Origin of the sequence: Flavobacterium notoginsengisoli, assembly GCF_042686225.1 — a bacterium.
GTDB classification, from domain to species: Bacteria; Bacteroidota; Bacteroidia; order Flavobacteriales; family Flavobacteriaceae; genus Flavobacterium; species Flavobacterium notoginsengisoli.
Window position 1 is genome coordinate 209,025 of record NZ_JBHUOT010000006.1, and the last position, 21,304, is coordinate 230,328.

At 33.5% G+C, this 21,304-nt stretch carries 19 protein-coding genes and 1 tRNA gene; 15 read left to right on the forward strand and 5 right to left on the reverse strand.

Annotated elements, in window-relative coordinates:
- The first annotated feature begins 57 nt into the window (after positions 1-57).
- The 10 genes from ACFS3A_RS15185 (at position 58) to ACFS3A_RS15230 (ending at position 11,507) form a co-directional block, all read left to right on the forward strand.
- Entirely contained in the window at positions 58-1,041 is a 984-nt protein-coding gene (locus ACFS3A_RS15185; RefSeq protein WP_379826418.1) for a hypothetical protein, read from the forward strand.
- 35 nt (positions 1,042-1,076) lie between these two features.
- A complete protein-coding gene (locus ACFS3A_RS15190) occupies positions 1,077-2,096 on the forward strand; it encodes a hypothetical protein (protein ID WP_379826419.1) in 1,020 nt (339 codons plus the stop codon).
- Positions 2,097-2,315: 219 nt separating this feature from the next.
- Complete coding sequence (locus ACFS3A_RS15195; protein WP_379826420.1) at positions 2,316-2,780, forward strand: hypothetical protein; 465 nt, start codon at positions 2,316-2,318, stop codon at positions 2,778-2,780.
- A gap of 1,779 nt (positions 2,781-4,559) precedes the next feature.
- Complete coding sequence (locus ACFS3A_RS15200; RefSeq protein WP_379826421.1) at positions 4,560-5,786, forward strand: TMEM143 family protein; 1,227 nt, start codon at positions 4,560-4,562, stop codon at positions 5,784-5,786.
- Positions 5,787-5,815: 29 nt separating this feature from the next.
- Positions 5,816-6,331 carry a DUF2199 domain-containing protein gene (locus ACFS3A_RS15205; RefSeq protein ID WP_379826422.1) on the forward strand — a complete coding sequence of 172 codons (516 nt, stop codon included), beginning with the start codon at positions 5,816-5,818 and terminating at the stop codon, positions 6,329-6,331.
- A 47-nt stretch (positions 6,332-6,378) separates the two neighbouring features.
- Positions 6,379-6,843 carry an Mpo1 family 2-hydroxy fatty acid dioxygenase gene (locus tag ACFS3A_RS15210; RefSeq protein ID WP_379826423.1) on the forward strand — a complete coding sequence of 155 codons (465 nt, stop codon included), beginning with the start codon at positions 6,379-6,381 and terminating at the stop codon, positions 6,841-6,843.
- Between the two features lie 7 nt (positions 6,844-6,850).
- Complete coding sequence (locus tag ACFS3A_RS15215; protein ID WP_379826424.1) at positions 6,851-7,717, forward strand: class I SAM-dependent methyltransferase; 867 nt, start codon at positions 6,851-6,853, stop codon at positions 7,715-7,717.
- A gap of 165 nt (positions 7,718-7,882) precedes the next feature.
- The gene (locus ACFS3A_RS15220) at positions 7,883-9,712 is read left to right on the forward strand and encodes a TlpA disulfide reductase family protein (protein ID WP_379826425.1); all 1,830 of its coding nucleotides are present in this window, start codon (positions 7,883-7,885) and stop codon (positions 9,710-9,712) included.
- A 115-nt stretch (positions 9,713-9,827) separates the two neighbouring features.
- Entirely contained in the window at positions 9,828-10,508 is a 681-nt protein-coding gene (locus ACFS3A_RS15225; RefSeq protein ID WP_379826426.1) for a metal-dependent hydrolase, read from the forward strand.
- Between the two features lie 147 nt (positions 10,509-10,655).
- Positions 10,656-11,507 (forward strand): alpha/beta fold hydrolase, encoded by an 852-nt coding sequence (locus ACFS3A_RS15230; protein WP_379826427.1) that lies wholly within the window; start codon positions 10,656-10,658, stop codon positions 11,505-11,507.
- 35 nt (positions 11,508-11,542) lie between these two features.
- Here ACFS3A_RS15230 and ACFS3A_RS15235 read toward each other — a convergent pair whose 3' ends face one another.
- Entirely contained in the window at positions 11,543-12,331 is a 789-nt protein-coding gene (locus tag ACFS3A_RS15235; RefSeq protein WP_379826428.1) for a zinc-dependent peptidase, read from the reverse strand.
- Between the two features lie 210 nt (positions 12,332-12,541).
- On the opposite strand from ACFS3A_RS15235, the gene ACFS3A_RS15240 reads away from it, so the two are divergent.
- The 4 genes from ACFS3A_RS15240 to ACFS3A_RS15255 all read left to right on the forward strand — a co-directional run bounded on the left by ACFS3A_RS15240 (position 12,542) and on the right by ACFS3A_RS15255 (position 16,105).
- Complete coding sequence (locus ACFS3A_RS15240) at positions 12,542-12,796, forward strand: hypothetical protein (protein WP_379826429.1); 255 nt, start codon at positions 12,542-12,544, stop codon at positions 12,794-12,796.
- Positions 12,797-12,807: 11 nt separating this feature from the next.
- A complete protein-coding gene (locus ACFS3A_RS15245) occupies positions 12,808-13,005 on the forward strand; it encodes a hypothetical protein (RefSeq protein WP_379826430.1) in 198 nt (65 codons plus the stop codon).
- A 307-nt stretch (positions 13,006-13,312) separates the two neighbouring features.
- Complete coding sequence (locus ACFS3A_RS15250; protein WP_379826431.1) at positions 13,313-14,521, forward strand: outer membrane protein assembly factor BamB family protein; 1,209 nt, start codon at positions 13,313-13,315, stop codon at positions 14,519-14,521.
- Between the two features lie 45 nt (positions 14,522-14,566).
- Positions 14,567-16,105, forward strand: a complete 1,539-nt coding sequence (locus ACFS3A_RS15255; RefSeq protein ID WP_379826432.1) for a hypothetical protein — start codon at positions 14,567-14,569, stop codon at positions 16,103-16,105.
- Between the two features lie 316 nt (positions 16,106-16,421).
- On the opposite strand, the gene ACFS3A_RS15260 is transcribed toward ACFS3A_RS15255, so the two are convergent.
- Positions 16,422-17,363 (reverse strand): AraC family transcriptional regulator, encoded by a 942-nt coding sequence (locus ACFS3A_RS15260; RefSeq protein ID WP_379826433.1) that lies wholly within the window; start codon positions 17,361-17,363, stop codon positions 16,422-16,424.
- Between the two features lie 258 nt (positions 17,364-17,621).
- On the opposite strand from ACFS3A_RS15260, the gene ACFS3A_RS15265 reads away from it, so the two are divergent.
- The gene (locus ACFS3A_RS15265) at positions 17,622-18,230 is read left to right on the forward strand and encodes a hypothetical protein (RefSeq protein ID WP_379826434.1); all 609 of its coding nucleotides are present in this window, start codon (positions 17,622-17,624) and stop codon (positions 18,228-18,230) included.
- Positions 18,231-18,389: 159 nt separating this feature from the next.
- Here the strand turns inward: ACFS3A_RS15265 and ACFS3A_RS15270 are convergent.
- The 3 genes from ACFS3A_RS15270 to ftsZ form a co-directional block, all read right to left on the reverse strand.
- Positions 18,390-18,463: transfer RNA gene (locus tag ACFS3A_RS15270), tRNA-Arg, on the reverse strand.
- A 74-nt stretch (positions 18,464-18,537) separates the two neighbouring features.
- Positions 18,538-18,987: a GatB/YqeY domain-containing protein gene (locus tag ACFS3A_RS15275; RefSeq protein WP_198854339.1), complete on the reverse strand. Its 450-nt coding sequence runs from the start codon at positions 18,985-18,987 to the stop codon at positions 18,538-18,540.
- A 258-nt stretch (positions 18,988-19,245) separates the two neighbouring features.
- Positions 19,246-21,240 carry a cell division protein FtsZ gene (gene ftsZ / locus ACFS3A_RS15280; protein ID WP_379826435.1) on the reverse strand — a complete coding sequence of 665 codons (1,995 nt, stop codon included), beginning with the start codon at positions 21,238-21,240 and terminating at the stop codon, positions 19,246-19,248.
- Between the last annotated feature and the right edge of the window lie 64 nt (positions 21,241-21,304).

Genomic DNA, 21,304 nt, shown 5'->3' on the forward strand with positions numbered 1-21,304 from the left:
AGTAAGATGAAAAAATATATAATAATCGGTTTATTTCTATTGGTATGTACTGTAAAAATGCAGGGACAAGTGGGAATGACAAGCAATAATCCAAATAAAAATTCGGCACTGGATTTGAATAATACTGACGGCACGAATACCAAAGGTTTACTACTGCCAAAAGTTGTTTTGGCAGGCTTAAACGATGCCTCTCCCCTTTCAGCACACACAGCAGGTATGCATGTTTACAATACCGCCACTGCGGGTACAGGCAGCAATCAGGTTACCCCTGGGGAATATTATAATGATGGCACGCAGTGGATCCGCCTTCAAGTGAACGCTTGGGAACTGGGAACCAATAGTGGTACCAATCCTGCTAATCACTTTATAGGCACAACTGATGCTGTTGATCTCGCCACCCGCACCAACAATACGGAACGTTTGCGTGTAAACAGTGCCGGTAAATTATTGGTAGGTACCACAACAGTCCCTACAGGCGGTACCAATGCTAAAATGATAATAGACAACGGTACCATAAAAGGTGCCATACAAATAAAAGACGGCAGCCAGTGCGACGGCTGTATAATGGTATCTGATGCCAATGGAGTGGGCACTTGGTTTGAACCTGGAAATTCAGCATTGGGAACTGGAATTTACCGTAGTACGGTTGCTCAAACTTTTCCGTGGGCTACTCTAACACAACTTCAAACCAGCCAGCCAATTAAACTTGGAGCGGGAGGGACATACATCACTTCTATACGCTGGTGGGGTACCTCTAATGGACCAACTGCATTTTATAATATAAATTCTGCTTATTTCTATCTGTATAAAAATGGTGTACAGGTAGATGGAATAGAGTATTATATTGCTAACAGCTATAATGGTTCTCCCATGTCTATGACTGTTAATTTATTAGCGACTAATTGTTCTGCAAATGATGTATTAACTATTAAAGTTGTTCCCTCAATAGGTGGGCTTGCTGCAAACTCCGCAACATGGTATACTGGAGTGGCGGGAACAAGTTTTCGTTGGATGCCGAGTGTTGTTGTAATCAGGCTTTAAATTATTTAAGTAACATTAAGTAAATCGAAACAAAAATGAAAAAATATATAAGTATAGCAGGCTTTTTAGTAATCTGCATCACAAATAGTGCAATTGGACAGACAGGAATCTCAACCAATGCTCCCAATAAAAATGCAATACTCGACTTAAACAACAGTAATGGCAGCAACACCAAAGGCTTATTGCTGCCCAATGTAGCTCTTACTGCTGTAAATAACGCTGCCCCATTAACTGCTCATGTAGCTGGCATGCATGTTTACAACACCGTGACCGCAGGTTCAGGAGCCAATATGGTTAGCCCTGGCGAATATTATAACGATGGAACCAAATGGTTCCGTATAGCTGGAACCGCCTGGGCATTGGGTGGGAATGCAGGAACTACTCCGGGAACAAATGCTATTGGTACCACAGATGCCGCCGATCTTTCTATTCGCACTAATAATGCCAATCGTATGCGTATTACGACAAATGGAAATCTATTGGTAGGAACAACTACAGTACCTACTGGTGGTGCCAATGCAAAACTAATAGTTAATAATGGTACTACAAAAGGGGCATTACAAATTAAGGATGGAACTCAGGCAGATGGGGCCTCTTTAATGTCAAATGCTAATGGTTTGGCACGATGGCAAAAAACTGGAGATCTAACCACGATTTACAGAAGCACGTTAGCACAAACTTTTTCACCTGCCACTTATAACACTATCCAAACAAGTCAGCCTATGTCTATAACTATTAAAGGCACCTATATTGCAACTCTAAGGTGGTGGGGGATAAGTCAGGGACCTAATGTGGGCGGTGTAACATCTGCCTATATCGGACTTTTTAAGAATGGGGTTCTAGTAGATGAAATAGAATACTATTATCCAATTGTAGGAGCCAACTACTATACCTTTACGATAACTTTACTAGCGCCAGACTGTGATGCTGGAGACACACTAGCAATAGGAGTAAGACCTTCTGTAGGAGCAGAAAGTACAAGTAAAAACTGGTATACTGGGGGAGCTGGACTTATACCACAATTTATGCCCAGCATAATTGTTTCTAAATTATAAAAGAAAAGATTAAAACTATACCAAACCAAACTTAAACTAAGCCGTAAAGAATCATCTTTGCGGCTTTTTTGTTTTACTTATCTACAAAAAGTATAAACAAAAACTACACATACTCTTTGTTCATTCTTTTCTTCAAAAAAATATTTTATATGATTAACTTTTCTTACTTAATTGTCTAAATTAGCATAATTCAGAACCACTAAGATTTTTTTATAACTCATGAGTATTTTTGATTTTTTTAAACGATCCGCTATAGTATGTCCGAGATGTCTTGGAAAAGGCTTTGTGGACTTAGAAGATATCATTCGTTTAAAAAGACAATTAAAATGGGTTCCCGCACCTTGTGCCTACTGCAATGCCACAGGAAAAGCAGAAAAAGAAATGCTCTCAAAAGTGGCTGTAGACTGCATGTACCTCACTATAGATCTACCGGAGTCTGTAATCGATAAAATAAAAGAAGTAGATAAAGAAACCATCGAAAAAGGCAAACAACGCGAACGTTTTGTAGACCATCTTATTCAATACGCACAAGATCGTTACTTCAATCAAAAAATGGATGCCGAGAGTATTGCAAACTTATATCTCAGCACAGAAGAAGAAAATGCCGCTTTTTCGGTAACCAAAGAAGAACTCATAAAATATGTTCAGGGCGTAATCGAGCTCAAAAGGTCTGAATTGAATTAAACGAAAGACCAGCAAAGTTTTTTGAATTTCAAAAAAATCTTAGAATCTCAATCGCTTAGAATCTTAGTACCTTTAAAGAAAAACCCGTATAAATACGCATAGTCATACTAATTTATAGTGGTAATATTGCCATGAATAATTTTTAGTTTAGAATTTAGTTTTCGTCCAGAGAGCTTTTTTAAATTTTTGTCACTTTTTTTTGGAACACAAAGTGGGATTTCAAATCGCTGGTAACGATTAGAAATCCCACTTTTTTATTTATTCCCCAAAAAACGAAGGATTACAAACGCATGTCGACAAAGATTATCCCCCAACTTTGTCCTCCTGAGGAACGAAGGATCACACACGCATGTCGACAAAGATTATCCCCCACTTTTGTCCTCCTGAGGAACGAAGGATTACAAACGCATGTCGACAAAGATTATCCCCCAACTTTGTCCTCCTGAGGAACGAAGGATCACACACGCATGTCGACAAAGATTATCCCCCACTTTTGTCCTCCTGAGGAACGAAGGATTACAAACGCATGTCCACAAAGATCATTCACCCAGTTTTGTCCTCCTGAGGAACGAAGGATCACAAACGTATGTCGACAAAGATTATCCCCCAACTTTGTCCTCCTGAGGAACGAAGGATCACAAACGTATGTCCACAAAGATCATCCACCCAGTTTTGTCCTCCTGAGGAACGAAGGATCACACACGTATATCGACAAAGATCATCCACCCAGTTTTGTCCTCCTGAGGAACGAAGGATCACACACGCATGTCGACACAGATCATCCACCAGTTTTGTCCTCCTGAGGAACGAAGAATCACACACGCATGTCGACAAAGATTATCCCCCAGTTTTGTCCTCCTGAGGAACGAAGGATCACAAACGTATATCGACAAAGATCATCCACCCAGTTTTGTCCTCCTGAGGAACGAAGGATCACAAACGCATATCCACAAAAGATCATCCACCCAGTTTTGTCCTCCTGAGGAAAGAAGGATCACAAACGTATGTCGACAAAGATTATCCCCCAGTTTTGTCCTCCTGAGGAACGAAGGATCACACACGCATGTCGACACAGATTGTCTGCTATACTTTACGGAGTCACTTGTGTGATCCTTCGTTCCTCAGGAGGACAAAAAAACTGTGCGACTTAATAGTCGATATACTTTGCGGAGCTACTTGTATGATCCTTCGTTACTCAGGAGGACAAAAAACTGTGCGCCTTGATAGTCGATATACTTTGCGGAGTTACTTGTTTGATCCTTCGTCCCTCAGGAGGACAAAAAACTGTGCGACTTAATAGTCGATATACTTTACGGAGCTACTTGTGTGATCCTTCTTTCCTCAGGAGGACAAAAAAACTGTGCGACTTAATAGTCGATATACTTTACGGAGTCACTTGTGTGATCCTTAGTTCCTCAGGAGGACAAAAAAACTGTGCGTCTTGGTAGTCGATATACTTTACGGAGCTACTTGTTTGATCCTTCGTTCCTCAGGAGGACAAAAAAACTGTGCGTCTTAATAGTCGATATACTTTACGGAGTCACTTCTGTGATCCTTCGTTTCTCAGGAAGACAAAAAAACTGTGCGTCTTGGTAGTCGATATACTTTACGGAACTATTTGTTTGATCCTTCGTTCCTCAGGAGGACAAAACTGGCATAAATTGGTTGTTATCCTTATTTCAGTCAAAACCTGAAACTTGAAACCTGAAACAAAAAAATAACCAAACCTTCGTATCTTTGCAGCTTCTACGCCAGAAAAAAATTAAAGCCCAAATCGACATGACGCGAGAACATTATATTCCGTTCAACAAAGAGTTTTTATTAGAACAGCAAATTGCTTTAGCTGAAGATCCCAAAAAGGCAGATGATTTTAAAAAATTATTCGATATCATCGAGCATTATTATCACTACGAGTCTTTTAACCTGAACCGAAACCTAAAACAAAACTATGCGCTTTATGATCCGGATTTAAGCGAAAAAGAACGTGAAGGTTTTATTGGTAAAAGTGATTTTGGCATTTTTAAAGAAACCCTGCTTACAGTTTTAGAACGTGGCAATTATTACCGAATTGACGAAGAAACTTTAAAAGCCGCATTTGAAGAATCGGACTTAATAGGCTTAAATCTGGCAATTGATTTCAATGCTTTTAAAGATTTCGAATTATATGCCCGCGGTCATCATAAGGCAAAAGAAAAAGTTAAAAAGTTTTTTTTCTGGAAAAAAGAAGTTGAAATCGAATATTACGATCGTGTCCTGATTTACCTCAATTACAGCGACGCTGATTATCTTGCTGCAAAGAAAGTAAAATTGGGGAAAATGCCGATCGATCCGGGATCTATTGCTTTGAAAATTTTCAAACGTGTTCCTAAAAATGATCTCGAAACAACATTCCCAAATGCTGTTCCCAAAATGTCTTTAAAAGACAAAATGCTGCTTTGGATTCCGGGAGTTTTTGGTGGAATTTCGCTTTTAAGCGCCAAGGTAATTCCGGCTTTGCTAAATATGTATGACGCATACCAAACCGGTGAAACCATCGATTTATTAAACAGTAAAACGTCCTTAAATCAAGGCTTAATTGCATTGGGAATTTTGGCTGCTTACTGTTTCCGTCAATACAATAATTTTATAAATAAGAAAATAAGATATTCCAAAACCCTTTCAGACAGTTTGTATTTTAAGAATGTGGGTAACAATAGTGGTGCTTTTTACTCTCTTTTAAATTCGTCTGAAGAAGAAGCTTTAAAAGAAACCATTTTAGCATATGCCTTTTTAAGCAGAAGCCAAAATGCATTAACTGCTTCTGAGTTAGATTCGCAAATAGAATCCTGGTTTGCTGCTCATTTAAAAACCGACCTAGATTTTGATGTAAACGATGCTTTATTAAAATTAAAAAGCATTGGTTTAGGAATAGAAACCGATGGAAAATGGAACGTTATTCCACTAAACGAAGCGCTGGTCAAAATCGATGAATTGTGGGATAATGTTTTTAAATATAATCAGCAATAAATTTTAAATACCTTTATATAAAAATCAAAATGCATCCTTACAAATGTTCCTGCTGTGGCGAATCTTTCGACGAAATACCTTTATGTTTCGGCAATGAATTTCCTGCATATTATTTTGCCATTCCGCCCGAAGAAAGAGAAAAACGAATCGAATATGGCGGTAGTTGGTGTTATGTAGATGAAGAACATTTTTTTCACAGAGGGAGATTAACTATTCCGATAATTGATTACCATGAAGATTTGGTTTTTAATGTCTGGACCACCATAAGCGAAGACAATTTCTGTCTGCGAATGGATTTATGGGAAAATCCCAACCGTATTAATCAGGAGCCCTATTTTGGCTGGATGCAGACTGATGTTCCAACTTATGGAAAAACGATATCTCTTAAAACAATTGCTATTGAACAAGAATTAGGATTGATTCCGGAAATTAAAATGACTGAAGAAAATCATCCTTTGACAATCGATCAGGAAAACGGAATATCTTTTGAAAAAGCGCTTTCTATCGTGAATGAAATTATGAAAATACAGCACGGTAAAACGTAAGAAAAATTTCATTAGTTTTACTGCAACTAACTATAAAACCACAAAAAATGAGAACATTAGATCAATGGTTTACAGAATATGCAGTAAGTCATCAAAATCCAACCAACAAAGCCATACACTATATTTGTGTACCCGCTATTTTCTTTTCGATCGTTGGTTTATTAATGAGCATTCCCAACGGAATTATTGCCAATACTTTAAAACTAAATTTACCCATTATCGAAAATTGGGCTTTTGTGGTTTTGCTTTTTGTTCTCGTTTTCTACATCAGATTATCGGTTGCTATGGCAATTAAAATTGCTTTGTTCTCGGGAGTTTGTTTAATCCTAAATTATTATATCGGACAGATTGTTCCGTTGTGGGCATTCTCAATCGGCGTTTTTGTTATTGCCTGGATCGGACAGTTTTACGGACATAATATTGAAGGTAAAAAGCCCTCTTTCTTAAAGGACCTTCAGTTTTTATTAATTGGTCCGGCCTGGGTTGCAGAGAATTTGTTTTCTAAAAAATAAAATTCCGATGAAAGCAGAAAAAACAAGCAGAACAGCTCAATATATGGCGTTCTTTAGAGCATTGGAAACACAACGTAAAGACAGATTATTTTCAGATCCTTACGCTATTCATTTTACAGATTCAAAGTTGAGGCTTGCAACCCGTTTGTATCCTTATTCTATTTTTACAAAATATATTAATAATACAATTAACAAAAAGATTCCGGGCGCCTTATCTTCCGGAATTGCCAGAACAAAATATATTGACAGTTTATTAGAAAATGCTGTCGAAAAAGGAGTAAAACAGGTTATTATTTTAGGAGCAGGTTTTGATACCAGAGCGGTACGTCTTGATTTTCTAAAATCGATTCCCGTAATTGAAATTGACCATCCGAATACTTCTAATTTTAAAGCTGAAATCTATAAAAAACGCATCGGTCTCGTTCCTGAGAATTTAACTTTTCTTCAAATTGATTTTAATGAACAAAATCTGGATGAGTTAGCTGTAAAACACCATCTGGATTTTTCAAAACCTACCGCAATAATCTGGGAAGGTGTAACCAATTACCTAACAGAAGAAGCTGTAAAAAGCACTTTTTCTTTTATTTCAAAATTTGCCCAAAACAGCCATGTCATTTTTACTTATGTTCATAAAGATATCCTTCAAAATCCTGCTTCTTTCTTAGGCGGAAAAAAATTACTGGAAGATCTCGAAAAAATAGAAGAACACTGGACTTTTGGTTTTCTTCCTGAGGAATTACCTAACTATTTAAATCAATTTAATATTGAAGTTTTAGAGGATTTAGGTGCTGATGCATACCGTGAAAAATTTCTTCCAAACCGTTCTGAAAAAGGATACGAGTTTTACAGAACTGCAGTTGGAGTAAGGAAATAAATCTATTTTTTTGATAAAAATATACTGCAGATACATAAGGCAACAAAATAATTTCACATTCTATTTGCTAATATTTTCTTAATAAAAAAACAACTCATTGTATAATAAATAACTTTACAAATCGTTAAACAATTAAGAAACAAACAAATAAAAAACCACAAAAAGATGAAAAAAATCTACATTTTGTTATTCTTTGCCGTTGTTAGCAATCTATTTTCTCAAAATGGAAAAATCTATCTGAAAAACCCGAAATTTAAAATTGGTGCCGAAAACACTTATGTTTACGAACCAGCACAGGGAATTGTTATTAAAGAGAATTATAAAGCCAGCATTATAGATTCTTACTATGATTCACAGACTCAAAAATTAGTAAAAAAAGGGAAAAATTATGAGTTTACAGCAAAAGTAGCCGACTCTGCAAGAACGCTGATCGTTATGATTACTAATGCCCAGGAAATTATCGACAACAATAAAGATCAGGGTTATGTTGTGTATCTAAAAACACAAAATGCTTCTGAACTTGGTAAAACTCTGGCAAGTGAAATTGCTATGGGAAATTTTGCAAACTATTTTTTGAAACTCAAAATAGACCTCAAACCGGAAGCTCAGGTTGCAGCTTACGAGAAATTATTTGAAAAATATCCGGACCTAAAAAGTGACAAATCTTATATGAGCTATCTTTATCAGAAAAGCCAGATCAATAAAGAAGAGAGCAATAAAGAGGCTTTAGTTTTTGCCGAAAAATGCCTTAAAAAAAATACAGAAGAAGATGACATGCTTGCTAATGATGCTTATTCCATGAACAGAATGTCTGATGAAAAAGCAAAATTAGAAAAAGAAATCTTAACAAAATATCCTTCCGGAAAACTGGCGAAAAATCAATTTATCAACCGCTTTTTTGCTAAAAAGGACAAAACAGAAGATTATATTTTAAAGTGTATAGACACTTGTAAAACAAAGTATAAAGAGGAATCGAAAGGAACTTTAGGCATTTTTTATAACAGTTTGATGAATCAGTATCTTACTGATAAAGATTTTGAAAAAGCACAAAAAATAGAATCCAAAGTAAATGATCCTGCAGGCATTTATAACGATTTTGCCTGGGGCTTAACCGGCGAAGATTTAACTTCTCCTATTAAAGACATGGACTTTACTTCCAAAATTTCTAAAAGATCGCTAAATCTTCTTGAAGAAAATGCAAAAGAAAGTTTTAATCCACAATATCAGTTTCAATTTAATATGTATGCTGATACTTATGCACTTATACTTTACAAACAAGGTAATTATGAGGAAGCTTTCAAATATCAGGACAGCGTAAGAAAAGCTAACGGATTCGATGCTGGCGGAAAAGAACGTTACGTAGCCATGATGGAAAAAGTAAAAAGTAAAAACGAAGTCAGAACTTATCTTGAAAATGAAATAAGCACCAACACAGTTACTCCTGCATTGGTTTCGAAATTAAAAGAGATTTATATTGCAGAAAACCTTCCGCTTGCAGATTTTGAAAAATTAAAGGCAAAGGCAGATCAATTAAATGAGGAAGAAAGAAATAAAAAAATTATTGAGCAATTCGGCGGTAAAACTCCAACTGATTTTGCCCTGAAAAATATAGAAGGCAAAGAAGTAAAACTTTCTGATTACAGAGGAAAAATAGTTGTTCTTGACTTTTGGGCAACATGGTGCGGACCTTGCAAAGCTTCTTTCCCTAAAATGCAGGAATTGGTTAACAAATACAAGGATAAAGATGTGACTTTCTTATTTATAAATACATGGGAAAATAAAAAAGATGATGAGGTTTTAAAAAACGTTAAAGACTATTTAACTGAAAAGAAATACACTTTTAATGTTGTGTTTGACTCCAAATCAGAAGTGGTTACTAATTACAAAATACAAGGAATACCAACCTCTATTCTTATTGGGAAAGATGGAAATATTTTATTTGCAGGGCATTCTAACAGTAACTTAGGAGAACTAATTGATGCACAATTGAAATAATCATTTATAGGATTCGAAAATTCAAAATGCGCGGTAAAAACTTACTGCGCATTTTTTATTGGTATCTTTATTGAATTATAAATCAGCAACTTATTAATCCTAAAACTATATTTTTATGAAAGTAACGTATTACGGTCATTCGTGTTTTTCGGTTTTTGCAAACGGAAAACACCTGCTCTTCGACCCTTTTGTCACTCCCAACGAATTAGCAAAAGATATTAATGTTGACGATATAAAAGCCGATTATATCTTTATTTCACATGCCCATTACGATCATATTCTGGATGTTGAAAGAATTGCCAAAAACACAGGTGCCAAAGTGCTCGGAAATTTTGAAATCTACAACTGGCTCTTAAAAAAAGGAATCGAAAATGCGCACCCCATAAATCCGGGTGGAAAATTCAGCTTTGATTTTGGAACCGTAAAATGTGTTATCGCCCAACATCCGAGTAGTTTTATGGATGGCAGTTACGGCGGTATTGCCTGCGGTTTTGTGTTGACAACTCCAGACGGAAATTTCTATTACAGCGGCGATACGGCCCTGACTTTTGACATGCAGTTTATTCTGAAATTTACTAAACTGGATTTTGCTGTTTTCCCAATTGGTGACGGACTTACAATGGGAATTGAAGAAGCAGTTGAAGCTTCAAAACTGGTTGAAGTTGATAAAATTCTGGGAGTTCATTATGATACTTTTGGCTTTATTAAAATGGATCATCAAAAAGCTTTAGACGAATTTCGAAAAGCAGATCTGAATCTTTTCTTACCGAAAATCGGTGATACAATCGAACTCTGAGTTTCTATATTTCGTTAAAACTTATCTTTTTAGCGAAATAAAACCAGAAGAATTAGCTACGTATGCTGCCAAAGCCTGATTTTAATTATTTTTTTCAAAGGCATTAAAATTGTTTCTTATTTCATTATTAATTCAAATTTTAAAATAATGAGCACATCAAAAATAAACGCTGTAAATTCTGAAACACAGTATGCAGTATTTTCAGATCGAAAAATTGCCTATAGATCCATTGGCGAAGGACATCCAATTATTTTAATTAATCGCTTTAGAGGAACACTTGATACTTGGGATCCCTTATTTTTGGATCTTCTGACCGAAAAACATCAGGTTATTACTTTCGATTATTCGGGAATTGGATATTCGACTGGAAAACTGCCAACCGATGTCAAAGAAGTTGCAAAAGATGTAAAAGATTTGGCTGATTTTCTGAAAATTGAAAAAGCCATTTTCATGGGCTGGTCTTACGGCGGATTGGTTACACAAGCAGCAATGCACCAATATCCGGAATTGGTTTCACATACTATTTTATTGGGAACAGGTCCTATTGGAAAAAGAGTTGTGCCTTTAGAACAATCTTTTCTGGATCATGCTTTAAAGCCTGTAAATGATTTTAATGATGAAGTGATCCTTTTCTTCGAACCTGAATCTGACGAAAGTGTAAAAGCGGCAAAAGCTTCTCATGAACGAATTTCCCAAAGAATTGATGTTTCTAAAATCCCGTCAACTATGGAAGTCTTTCAATTGTATTTTGCAGGAGGAGAAAATGCTGCCGAAGACAAGGAAAACTACAGAGATAAACTAAAAACAACTAAAACACCAATATTAATAATTTCCGGAGATCATGATACAAGTTTTGCAGTAGAAAATTGGTATCCGCTGACCAAACAGCTTCCAACATCACAGTTAATTTTACTGCCGCAAACAGGGCATGCTCCTCAGCACCAAAATATATCACTGGTAGTAAATTACATCGATAATTTTTTACAGAACACAAAATAGGTTTCCGGAATTTTTCTAAAGAACAAATACCTGCTTTAAACTTCTTCTTTAAAATTGATCATTGTTTTTACATTTAGATATAACTCCGGAAATTCCCTTTTAAAGATTTCCGGGGTTTCAAAAAAATGTTCGAGAATTACTGCCAGAAATTCGAATTTATTAGTGTAAGCGTACTCTCTGAAATACTCCTTTTCTTTAAGTTTATTCGTTAACTCTTCCTGGTCAAAATATTTTTCGATTTCGGTAAATTCATCATGGAAAATAATGGCTCCGGGATAAGAGCTTTTTTTGGAATGAAAATGAAGCACATGTGTAAATTCGTGTAATCCAAGATTGATGTTATCTTTTGTTTCGTGTCCACTCAAAAAATCTTCCCAGGAAAAAACAACCGTTTTCATTCTGGGATTATATTCTCCTTTATGATAATCCTGATTAATCGTAGAATAATATACCGAAGGATAAATAACAATATTTTCAAATAACTGAAGCAGGTAATTTCGCATCCCAAAAGTGAGCATTACGTAAGTTCCGGCAATAATTAGTTTCATTTCCCGAGTAACCTGAATTCCTTTTCCTTTAAAATTATAATACTCAATAAAACTTTCTACACGATGTTCAAAATATCTTTTCTTTTTAACAGACAGATTAGAATAATACGAAAATTCGCGCCTCAGCAACGTTTTATCTTCCGGATCCAATTTCTTCAAAACAGGATGCCAAAATATAAATAATGGTTTATTGAAAAACATCAAATATACAGGCTCAATAATCCTGAAGATAATTATAAAGAGAAATACAATTCCAATTAAAAGGAGAAACAGCATAGTTCTAATTTGATAAAAAGCAGAGCACTTTGTTGATCTCTGTTTCGCTAAAGTAGGAAAATATCAAACAGTTTAATTAAAAAACACAATCATCTAATTTTTTTTTATTAAAAATTAGATTTAGCATTTCTAAAGCAAATCAGAAAAAACAAATACATTTTTCGTATATTTTTTTATATTCGCTTACACTATTAATCAATTACAAATAACATGAATAAAAATATTTATGAAAATTTCACAGATGCAAAACTGATAAAAACAAGAAATTTGTTAAAAGGCATTGCAATCGGCTTTGGAGTTGTTTTTATAGTAGCTCTTGCTGTCTCGATTTATTTAATTACTTCAAAAGGATTAAAAGACTCTATTGCTGCGCTTATTCCTGTTTTTTCACTTCCGGTAGTTTTTACTCCATTATTAATAAACTTCAGTTTATTGAGTAAAGAAATTAAATGTAGAAACCTTTAATCCTCTTCAATATGCAAAATAAAAATAATGCTCCAATATTCGTATTAAGGATTGTGGCAATCATTGTAGGTGTTGCCTTGTATAAACAATTTGACTTTAAGACCATGCAATTTGAAAAACCTGCATTGGCAGCTGTTTATGCAATTACTTTTTTGTTTTCTATTTATGTTATAATAAAGGATTTTAGGAAAAAACGATCTGAGAAATAAAAACTCTATATCTAGATATTTATTAAAATTTTCATTTGAAAATTTGTCTCCCAATTATTGAAATTACCTGTTCTTTAACCATTCATCATTTTGAGTAGCTAATGAAATACTTTGTCGTGCCATAACGCCATTATTTTAATCCACTTTTAATATTTTTCTTTCAGAGTATTTCTTTTTTCAATTTAATTTGACAATTTGTTGAACTTATTGCTTCAAAACCTTAATATATTTTTTCACTATATTTGACGTTATCATTGATTTACTTATTGATTTCATCACAGTAAAAAAATAAACCCAAATCTTAAAAATGAAAAAAAATCTAATAGCTCTTTTATTTATATTTAGTGTTATAAATATATTTGGACAGGCTCCGGCGACTTCAAAAACTGGCAAAACTAATACTTCTAATGCTAGTCTATCTCCTGTTGAAATGGTCACAAATAAAGCCATACGTTCAATAAAAAAAGTTCCATTAGACGAAACATCAATTCTGATTTATGATTATGACGGTTCTCTTTTTTCATTTGATCTGGAAACTGAATCTATCAATTGGACTGTAAAAGCAACCGATGCCTATACCGAAATGTGTGCTAATAAAGTAACCCTGAATAATGGTGTTCTTTATGTTCCGTTTATTAATGGTGAAATTTTCGCAATAGACAATCAAAGCGGTGATGTTTTCTGGAAATCAAGATTAGGAAATAGTACAGATCAGATTGTGCTTAAAGATCAAACGCCAATTGTAAATGACGGAAAATTATTCATAACAGCTCAAAACCAAAACCAAAGCAGCAATCTTTACGCTCTTGATATAAAAGACGGCAGTTTAGCATGGAATTACAAACTAGATACGGCACAAAACGACATTCAGCCACTTTTCTTCAACGGCAAAATTTTTCTTCCAAGTGCAACCAACCTTTATGGTTTTGACGCAAAAACTGGAAAAGTACTTAGTCAAAAAACTTTCGAGGAAAATATAACAGGAAAACCAATAACGGATGGCGAAAGTATATTTGTAGCGAATGAAAAAAATATTCTTTATGCCTTAAGTCCTGATAAATTAGATATTGTATGGCAGTTCAAGTTTGATGAAAATCAAAATAATGTGAAGGAACGCATCTTATATAAAGACAAAAAAATCTTTATTGGCGCTCAGGGTTCACAAGTGAGTTCGGTTTACGCCATCGATTCAAAAGCAGGAACACAACTATGGAAAGTAGATTTTAAAGATGATAATGTTGAATACATTACCGAAGAAGTTAATAACATTTGGGGTTACACTAAAAAGAAAAAACTTTTCCAGTTAGACTTTAACGGAGAAACAGTATTCGAAACCAAATTAACAACGCTTCCTGTTTCAAACATTGAATTTCCCGCCGATGATAACTTACTCTATTATTATTGTGACGCTGGTTTAATTCAGTTTGACTTAACCGAAAAAGACGAAAACGTATATTATATGCGAACTACTCTTGGCGATAATGTTTATACTTCTTATTTGAAAATAATTAGATAATAAAACCAATAATTTTCAAACAGGTAAAGTCAAAGGTATTCAAATATGAAGCAAAACTTAATTAATATTTTTATTGGCATACTAGCTCTGGTTTTCGGTCTTAAATTATACAACTCAAATAAAGGAGCCGATTCTCAAGACAAAAATATTGTTGCTTATGATAATTTTTGTCAAAATGGTGCTGTTCTATCTGCTAAAATTGATTCCTTCAAACAACAGCAAACGTCTTTCGTACATAAGATCAGCTATACTTATAATCATAAAAATTATCAGCAATCCATTACTTCAAACAAAAAATTTGAAGGACAAACAGTAGAAATAAGCATCCTAAAAAATAACCCAAACGATTTTGTTGTAGGCAATGCCTGCAAAAATCTTACTAATGAAATTAAGAATAATAAAAGTGTGTTTTGGGAATATTTAGGCATTTTACTAATTGTGTATGGAGCATTCGTTATCTTTATTAAGTCTCTAAAAATTATTTTCTCAATAAAAGATAAATACAAAGACTTAGCTGTCTTTGAAAGAAAGACCAAAAGAGAAATTCCTGGTTTCATTAGAAAAATATTTGAACATCAAATAAGAAATGCTAAAAACATTGAATTTGAAATTCCACATTATGGAGCATTTCAAATAATCAATTATACTATTAGCCAAGGAGATAATTTCGATAATCCTTACCATATCCTAAAAGAAATTGAGGAATACATTGAAAGGTATATGTTTCCAGTTCTAAACTATTCTAAAATAATTCCTTTTGCGGTCAATCAACGTTACAGTGTTTTATTTGTAGAAGAAGGAAAAGAGGACATTATTTTAGTCGATTTAGATTCCGAGAATAAACCATTAGTCCTTCAAAATAAAATAGATTATTATATAGATGTAAATAAGCTAGAATTCATAAATAATAAATACTACTTCAATGGCTTGAAAAAAATACAAGACATCTTGAATGAAAATGAATACTTTTTCGATATTCCAGATTGTATTTCTGAAGGGAAAGATTATTATGAAATTTTAGACAAGTCTTTTAGTTTATTAGAAAAAAAGCCAGATTTCTCCATTTTGAATATCGAGGAAACCCAAGATAGTTATATTTTAAATCTGAAAATTGAAGATCAATCAAAAAAAATAAAACTGCAGAGATATAGCGATTATGTGGATGGAGAAAAACTTATTAAAAACTTGAACGAAATACTGTCATTATTAAATTACGATAAAAAAAAGTACTATCTGCTTTCAAATAATATATGCGATTTTGGTATTGCATTGGCAGCTGAAATAACATATCAAACTTTACTTTCCAATGGCTGCATTGATCTAAATGAAGATGAATTAAAACTTAATTCGGATGAGGTTACTGAAATCAGAAAGTATAGCGACTTAATAACACAAATTGAAAATATTGAATTTCATTTAAGTATAGTTAAGAAAAATAATGAAATCAAAAAAGGCTTAATTTATAATTTCCTTTATGAAACCAAATATGAATTTGACAATAATGGAATTATCGAACTAAAAAAGAAACTGAAAGTTAATCTAAAAAAGACAGATTCTGGTTATGAAATTTATTTTGAGAAGTAAATTATCATTAGACTAAAGATTTAAACACCAAATTTTCAACATAACTAAAAGGTCTATTTCAAGCAGAAATAGACCTTTTTAGTGACTTTGACGGTACAGAATTCGAACAGTTTGTTGGAAGATGTAAGGATTTTAAATGTAGATTTAATCTAATATCTATTCATATTTCAGTAAGACCTTAGTTTAAATACCTCTATATAATTTTTAAAAATAATTTATTCTAAAATTAAATTGCAAACCATTACCTGTAAAAGAAAATGAGACAATAAATGAAAACTTCATTAAATTTGAATTTAGTTAGTACACTTTAGAATTATCAAAGCAATTTTATTGGTATATAAATATCTATAATATGATGATTTTCGGGATGTAATTTAGGATCATTTAAATGACTTAAAAAGAAATTTCTATTATCAGGCTGATAACCATTTTCTTCAAACCACACTTCGTAAATATAATTCCACGTTTTAAAACATTCAGACATTGGTGCTTCTTTATGAAAAACGGCATATAATCCACCGCTTATTTGGGTACTACCAATTATCCCTTCTCCGACTATAGTATCAGGAACAGACAAACAGACATCTGCCTGAAGCATTCCAGATAAATTAGCATTGCTTCTATATACAGTTAGTGCTTTGGTTTCAGGAAAATTAACTAAATTTCTGGGAGTAGCCCAGCTGAAAAGTTGCTCAAACATTTTACCAAATGTTTTACTATCATGATTGTGGATATTGAGGTTTCTGATATAAATAACATTAAATTCCTCCATTTTTTTGATTTCAAAATCAAGTTTTACAATTTCACTCATTTCAATATTTTTTAAATTATTTAACTTGAGCGCAAGGTAGTTTTCGATTTCGAACTGCATTTTTCCAATATTGCTATCTTTTATACCAATATTGCTATTTTTATGATGCTTTCGCCATTCACTAGGCGTTAACTGTTTCACTTCACGAAAAGCTCTTGAAAATGACGAAATACTTAAGAAACCACATTCAATAGCTATTTCACTAATCGTCTTGGAAGGATTGTTCATTAAGAAAAATAGAGCTCTTTCAATCTTTGCATTTTTGATAAACTCATTAATTGTTACTCCTGTAACTGACTTAAAAATTCTATGAAAATGAAATTTCGAAAAATTGGAAAGAACAGCCAATTTTTCTAAAGAAAGTTCTTCATGAAGATTGTCTTTAATATAATCTATACTTTTATTTACTCTAAAGTAATACTCTTTAATAGATTCTTCTTTTGTCATGTTTTTGGATCTATGATATCGTTTTAACTAAAGACTCGTGACTGTATAAACTAATATTGATGGCAAAGTTATGAATGTATTTTTTAATCAAAAAAAGCCTGAAGAATTAAATCCTCAGACTTTTTCTTTTGTGACCTTGACGGTACAGAATTCGAACCACATTTTAGAGTATTTGAAGATTTTAAATGAAGTATGATTGATTTGTAATTAATAAAATCTTTTTTATTTATATTAGCTTAGTACAAAATCCAATAAAAAATGAACAAATTTCTATTAGTTTTTTTATTAGTTATTGCTTTACAGGGTTGTAAGAATAATTATTCATACGAAAATGAAGAATTAAAAGCAATTGAAGATATTAGTAACGACTTTTTAATTAAAAAAGACTTAAATAAATTATTGGATGTTCCCGATTCAATTGATCATGTTAAAGTCTATAAACCGAATATTGATTCATTAAATATAAGTGTTTATCTCTCCGATGCGCTTATTCCAATTGTACAAGAAAAAGAAGACAACTTGTGGATGTTTAAAAATAATCAATTTTCAAAATCTGATTCAATAGTATTTTATGGAATTGTAAATTCAAATCGTTTTAAGGAACTAGGTTATAGGGATTTTGATAAGACAAAAATCAAATTAAGAAAACCATATAGTCAGTCTGAAATTTCTGAAGTAAAAATTGTTGCAGATCAAGAATATAAAATTCTTAAGTTTTCACGAGTATGTTTCGATGATGAAAAACAAAACGGAGTAGTTGTTGTTGAATTGCTTACTGGTTTAGAATATGGAACTCAAAGTGGTTACAACGGTGCTATTTTGATTAAAAAGGAGAATAATAAATGGATTTACACACAACCAAATTAAAAAGATGAGGTTGAATTTATTCGACTTAAATGGTTCAAATCCCATTACGTCAACTTCATGGGATTTGTGAATCGCTTATATTTATAAATTAAAACTCATTAAATAGATTAAAAAAACATAAAAAAACCTATTTCATCTCGAAATAGGTTTTTTATTTTGTGACCGCGGAGGGGTTCGAACCCCCAACCCTCAGAGCCGAAATCTGATATTCTATCCAGTTGAACTACGCGGTCAGTTTTATTTTAGATTTATGATTTTAGAATTCAGATTCAATCTAAAATCTGAACTCTAAAATCTAAAATTATATTTACGAAAGTAATTTCTTTACAATTGTAGAAATGGTTTTTCCTTCAGCAGTTCCGCCCAATTGAGCAGATGCTAATCCCATCACTTTACCCATTGAAGCAATTCCGGAAGCTCCTGTTTCAGCAATGATTTTTGCGATTACAGCTTCTACTTCTTCTTCGCTTAATTGAGCCGGTAAAAACTTCTCAATTACTGCCACCTGAGCCAATTCTGGTTCAGCTAAGTCAGGACGATTTTGCTCTGTAAAGATTCTTGCGCTTTCTTTACGGGTTTTAACCAATCTTTGAAGTAATTTAATTTCTTCATCTTCTGATAAATCTTCTTTAGAACCTGAAGCAGTTGAAGCTAATAATAATTCAGACTTCACTGCTCTTAAAGCTTCTAATGCTACTGTATCTTTTGCTTTCATGGCCGTTTTGATCTCGTCCATGATTTGTGTTTGTAAACTCATCTTTATGTTTTATTTAAATAAGCAGTGCTTATAAATTGATATAATAATTTGTTATTTCAACTAATAATATAGTTTGTCAGGCTGAGCGAAGTCGAAGCCTTTTTCCAATAAGAAGTCCTTAGACTTCGCTCAGGGAGACAATATTGTTTTTAAAATACTATTTTAAAAGTCAAATTTTGAAATTCTGTGCGAAGATAAAAAAAATAACCCGAAAATTAAATCCAATTTTCGGGTCATCTAGTATTATGATGCTAAAAATTAATCTACGTTATCGTGCAAAAAGGAATTGTTTGAACGTAATTGTAAATCATTGTTGCTATCTGTCCCAACAGAGATTCTGGAATTTGTATTATTCGATTGTGAATTTGACAAATCAATTCCTAATCTTTTGTAAGCTGGCTCTTTTTCCAACTCATCAATTCTGGAAACATTATTATGGAATTTATAATTAAATTCCTTTAGTTTCTTTCTTCTTTCCTCCGCTCTTAAACGAAGTGTTTCTTCAATTGTTAATTCTAACGGAGAAACTTCAGAAGTTGTAGAGAAATCAGGCTGACTTGCAAAGTCAGGTCTTGCTTTTAAAGTAATGTTCAATTCTTCAGGAACTACATCTTCCACCACTTTTTCAACTGGTTTAGAAGCCATCAAATCATTCTCCACTTCCATGTATTCTTCAAGAGAATATTTAATGATTCCGTTTTCGGCAACTTCTGTTACAGGTACAAATTGTACCGGATCATTTACTTTTATCTCACGAGTTTCGTTTGTCAATTCGAACAAAACTCTGTTATCCTCAATAACTGGTTCTCTTTTTACAGGCTCTTGTTTAAACAAAGGAAGATCAAAAGAAAAAGTAGTTTGTTCTTCTCTTTCAAATACTCTTTGTTGCTGTACTGGTTGCTGTTGAATTGGCTGATGTTGCACTTGCTGAACAGCTGGTTTTTCAGGAGTTGAAATTGTAAAATCAATATCTGTAATTGGCGAAACAATCTCGAAAGTTACATCCAGATTTTTGATAAACTCAGACATTACAACCAACTCTTCCTGATTAATTGCTGGAGCAACAGCAGTTGGAGCAGTTGGAGTAAATGTTTCATCGTCGTCTACCAAATCAAAAACAACCTTATCCTCTACTTTTGTAGTTGGCGTATCCACTGTTAAGTCGAAAGAGGAAATCGGTTTGTTTGTTAAATTATGAACACTTCTCTGTTCATCTTCTAACGTATGAATTATTTTTTTAGGTTCTGTATTTACGATTTCATTTTGTTGTTCAACATCAAAACCTGTAGCAATAATAGTTACAGCAATAGCTTCACCAAGAGTTTCGTCTTCACCAACCCCCATGATAATATTAGCATTGTAACCTGCTTCAGCCTGAATGTGATCGTTGATTTCTCCGATTTCATCAAGAGTAATCTCGTGAGTTCCAGAAACGATAAGCAACAATACGTTTTTGGCGCCTGTAATTTTATTGTCGTTTAACAAAGGAGAATCTAAAGCAGAAACGATCGCGTCTTTTGCTCTGTTTTCACCTTCTGCCACAGAAGATCCCATGATAGCAGTACCACTGTTTGACAAAACAGTTTTTGCATCACGTAAATCGATGTTTTGAGTATAATGGTGGGTAATTACTTCAGCAATACCTCTGGAGGCTGTTGCTAAAACTTCATCCGCTTTAGAGAATCCTGCTTTAAAACCAAGATTTCCGTATACTTCTCTTAATTTATTATTGTTGATTACAATTAAAGAATCGACTTGCTTACGCAGCTTCTCAATTCCAATAATTGCCTGCTCCTGACGTACTTTCCCTTCAAATTGAAACGGAATGGTCACGATACCAACTGTTAATATTTCTCTTTCTTTTGCTAATTGAGCAATTACCGGAGCCGCACCTGTTCCGGTTCCTCCACCCATACCAGCAGTAATAAATACCATCTTAGTATTTCTATCCAACATTTTTTCAATATCAGAAATACTTTCAATAGCAGATTGCTGTCCAACGTCCGGGTTTGCTCCCGCTCCTAATCCTTCAGTTAAATTAACTCCTAATTGGATTTTATTTGGTACTGAACTATTTTGAAGCGCTTGTGAATCGGTATTACAAACGATAAAATCTACGCCTTTAATACCTTGTTTAAACATGTGGTTGATTGCGTTACTTCCGCCTCCACCAACACCTATGACTTTGATTACATTTGATTGGTTTTTTGGTAAATCAAATGAAATACTTCCAAATTCTGAGTTGCTCATCATCTTTTTGGTTTTTTGAAATTCTTATTAAGTACATTTTTTACTTCTTGACTTGGGGCCAGAAAGT

Coding starts and splice junctions, on each gene's coding strand:
- ACFS3A_RS15235 (WP_379826428.1), bottom strand. CDS start 12,331: ATGCTGTTTCTCCTTTTAATTGGAATTGTATTTCTCTTTATAATTATC.
- ACFS3A_RS15240 (WP_379826429.1), top strand. CDS start 12,542: ATGAATAAAAATATTTATGAAAATTTCACAGATGCAAAACTGATAAAA.
- ftsZ (WP_379826435.1), bottom strand. CDS start 21,240: ATGATGAGCAACTCAGAATTTGGAAGTATTTCATTTGATTTACCAAAA.
- ACFS3A_RS15205 (WP_379826422.1), top strand. CDS start 5,816: ATGCATCCTTACAAATGTTCCTGCTGTGGCGAATCTTTCGACGAAATA.
- ACFS3A_RS15215 (WP_379826424.1), top strand. CDS start 6,851: ATGAAAGCAGAAAAAACAAGCAGAACAGCTCAATATATGGCGTTCTTT.
- ACFS3A_RS15260 (WP_379826433.1), bottom strand. CDS start 17,363: ATGACAAAAGAAGAATCTATTAAAGAGTATTACTTTAGAGTAAATAAA.
- ACFS3A_RS15265 (WP_379826434.1), top strand. CDS start 17,622: ATGAACAAATTTCTATTAGTTTTTTTATTAGTTATTGCTTTACAGGGT.
- ACFS3A_RS15250 (WP_379826431.1), top strand. CDS start 13,313: ATGAAAAAAAATCTAATAGCTCTTTTATTTATATTTAGTGTTATAAAT.
- ACFS3A_RS15210 (WP_379826423.1), top strand. CDS start 6,379: ATGAGAACATTAGATCAATGGTTTACAGAATATGCAGTAAGTCATCAA.
- ACFS3A_RS15275 (WP_198854339.1), bottom strand. CDS start 18,987: ATGAGTTTACAAACACAAATCATGGACGAGATCAAAACGGCCATGAAA.
- ACFS3A_RS15200 (WP_379826421.1), top strand. CDS start 4,560: ATGACGCGAGAACATTATATTCCGTTCAACAAAGAGTTTTTATTAGAA.
- ACFS3A_RS15225 (WP_379826426.1), top strand. CDS start 9,828: ATGAAAGTAACGTATTACGGTCATTCGTGTTTTTCGGTTTTTGCAAAC.
- ACFS3A_RS15255 (WP_379826432.1), top strand. CDS start 14,567: ATGAAGCAAAACTTAATTAATATTTTTATTGGCATACTAGCTCTGGTT.
- ACFS3A_RS15190 (WP_379826419.1), top strand. CDS start 1,077: ATGAAAAAATATATAAGTATAGCAGGCTTTTTAGTAATCTGCATCACA.
- ACFS3A_RS15185 (WP_379826418.1), top strand. CDS start 58: ATGCAGGGACAAGTGGGAATGACAAGCAATAATCCAAATAAAAATTCG.
- ACFS3A_RS15220 (WP_379826425.1), top strand. CDS start 7,883: ATGAAAAAAATCTACATTTTGTTATTCTTTGCCGTTGTTAGCAATCTA.
- ACFS3A_RS15245 (WP_379826430.1), top strand. CDS start 12,808: ATGCAAAATAAAAATAATGCTCCAATATTCGTATTAAGGATTGTGGCA.
- ACFS3A_RS15195 (WP_379826420.1), top strand. CDS start 2,316: ATGAGTATTTTTGATTTTTTTAAACGATCCGCTATAGTATGTCCGAGA.
- ACFS3A_RS15230 (WP_379826427.1), top strand. CDS start 10,656: ATGAGCACATCAAAAATAAACGCTGTAAATTCTGAAACACAGTATGCA.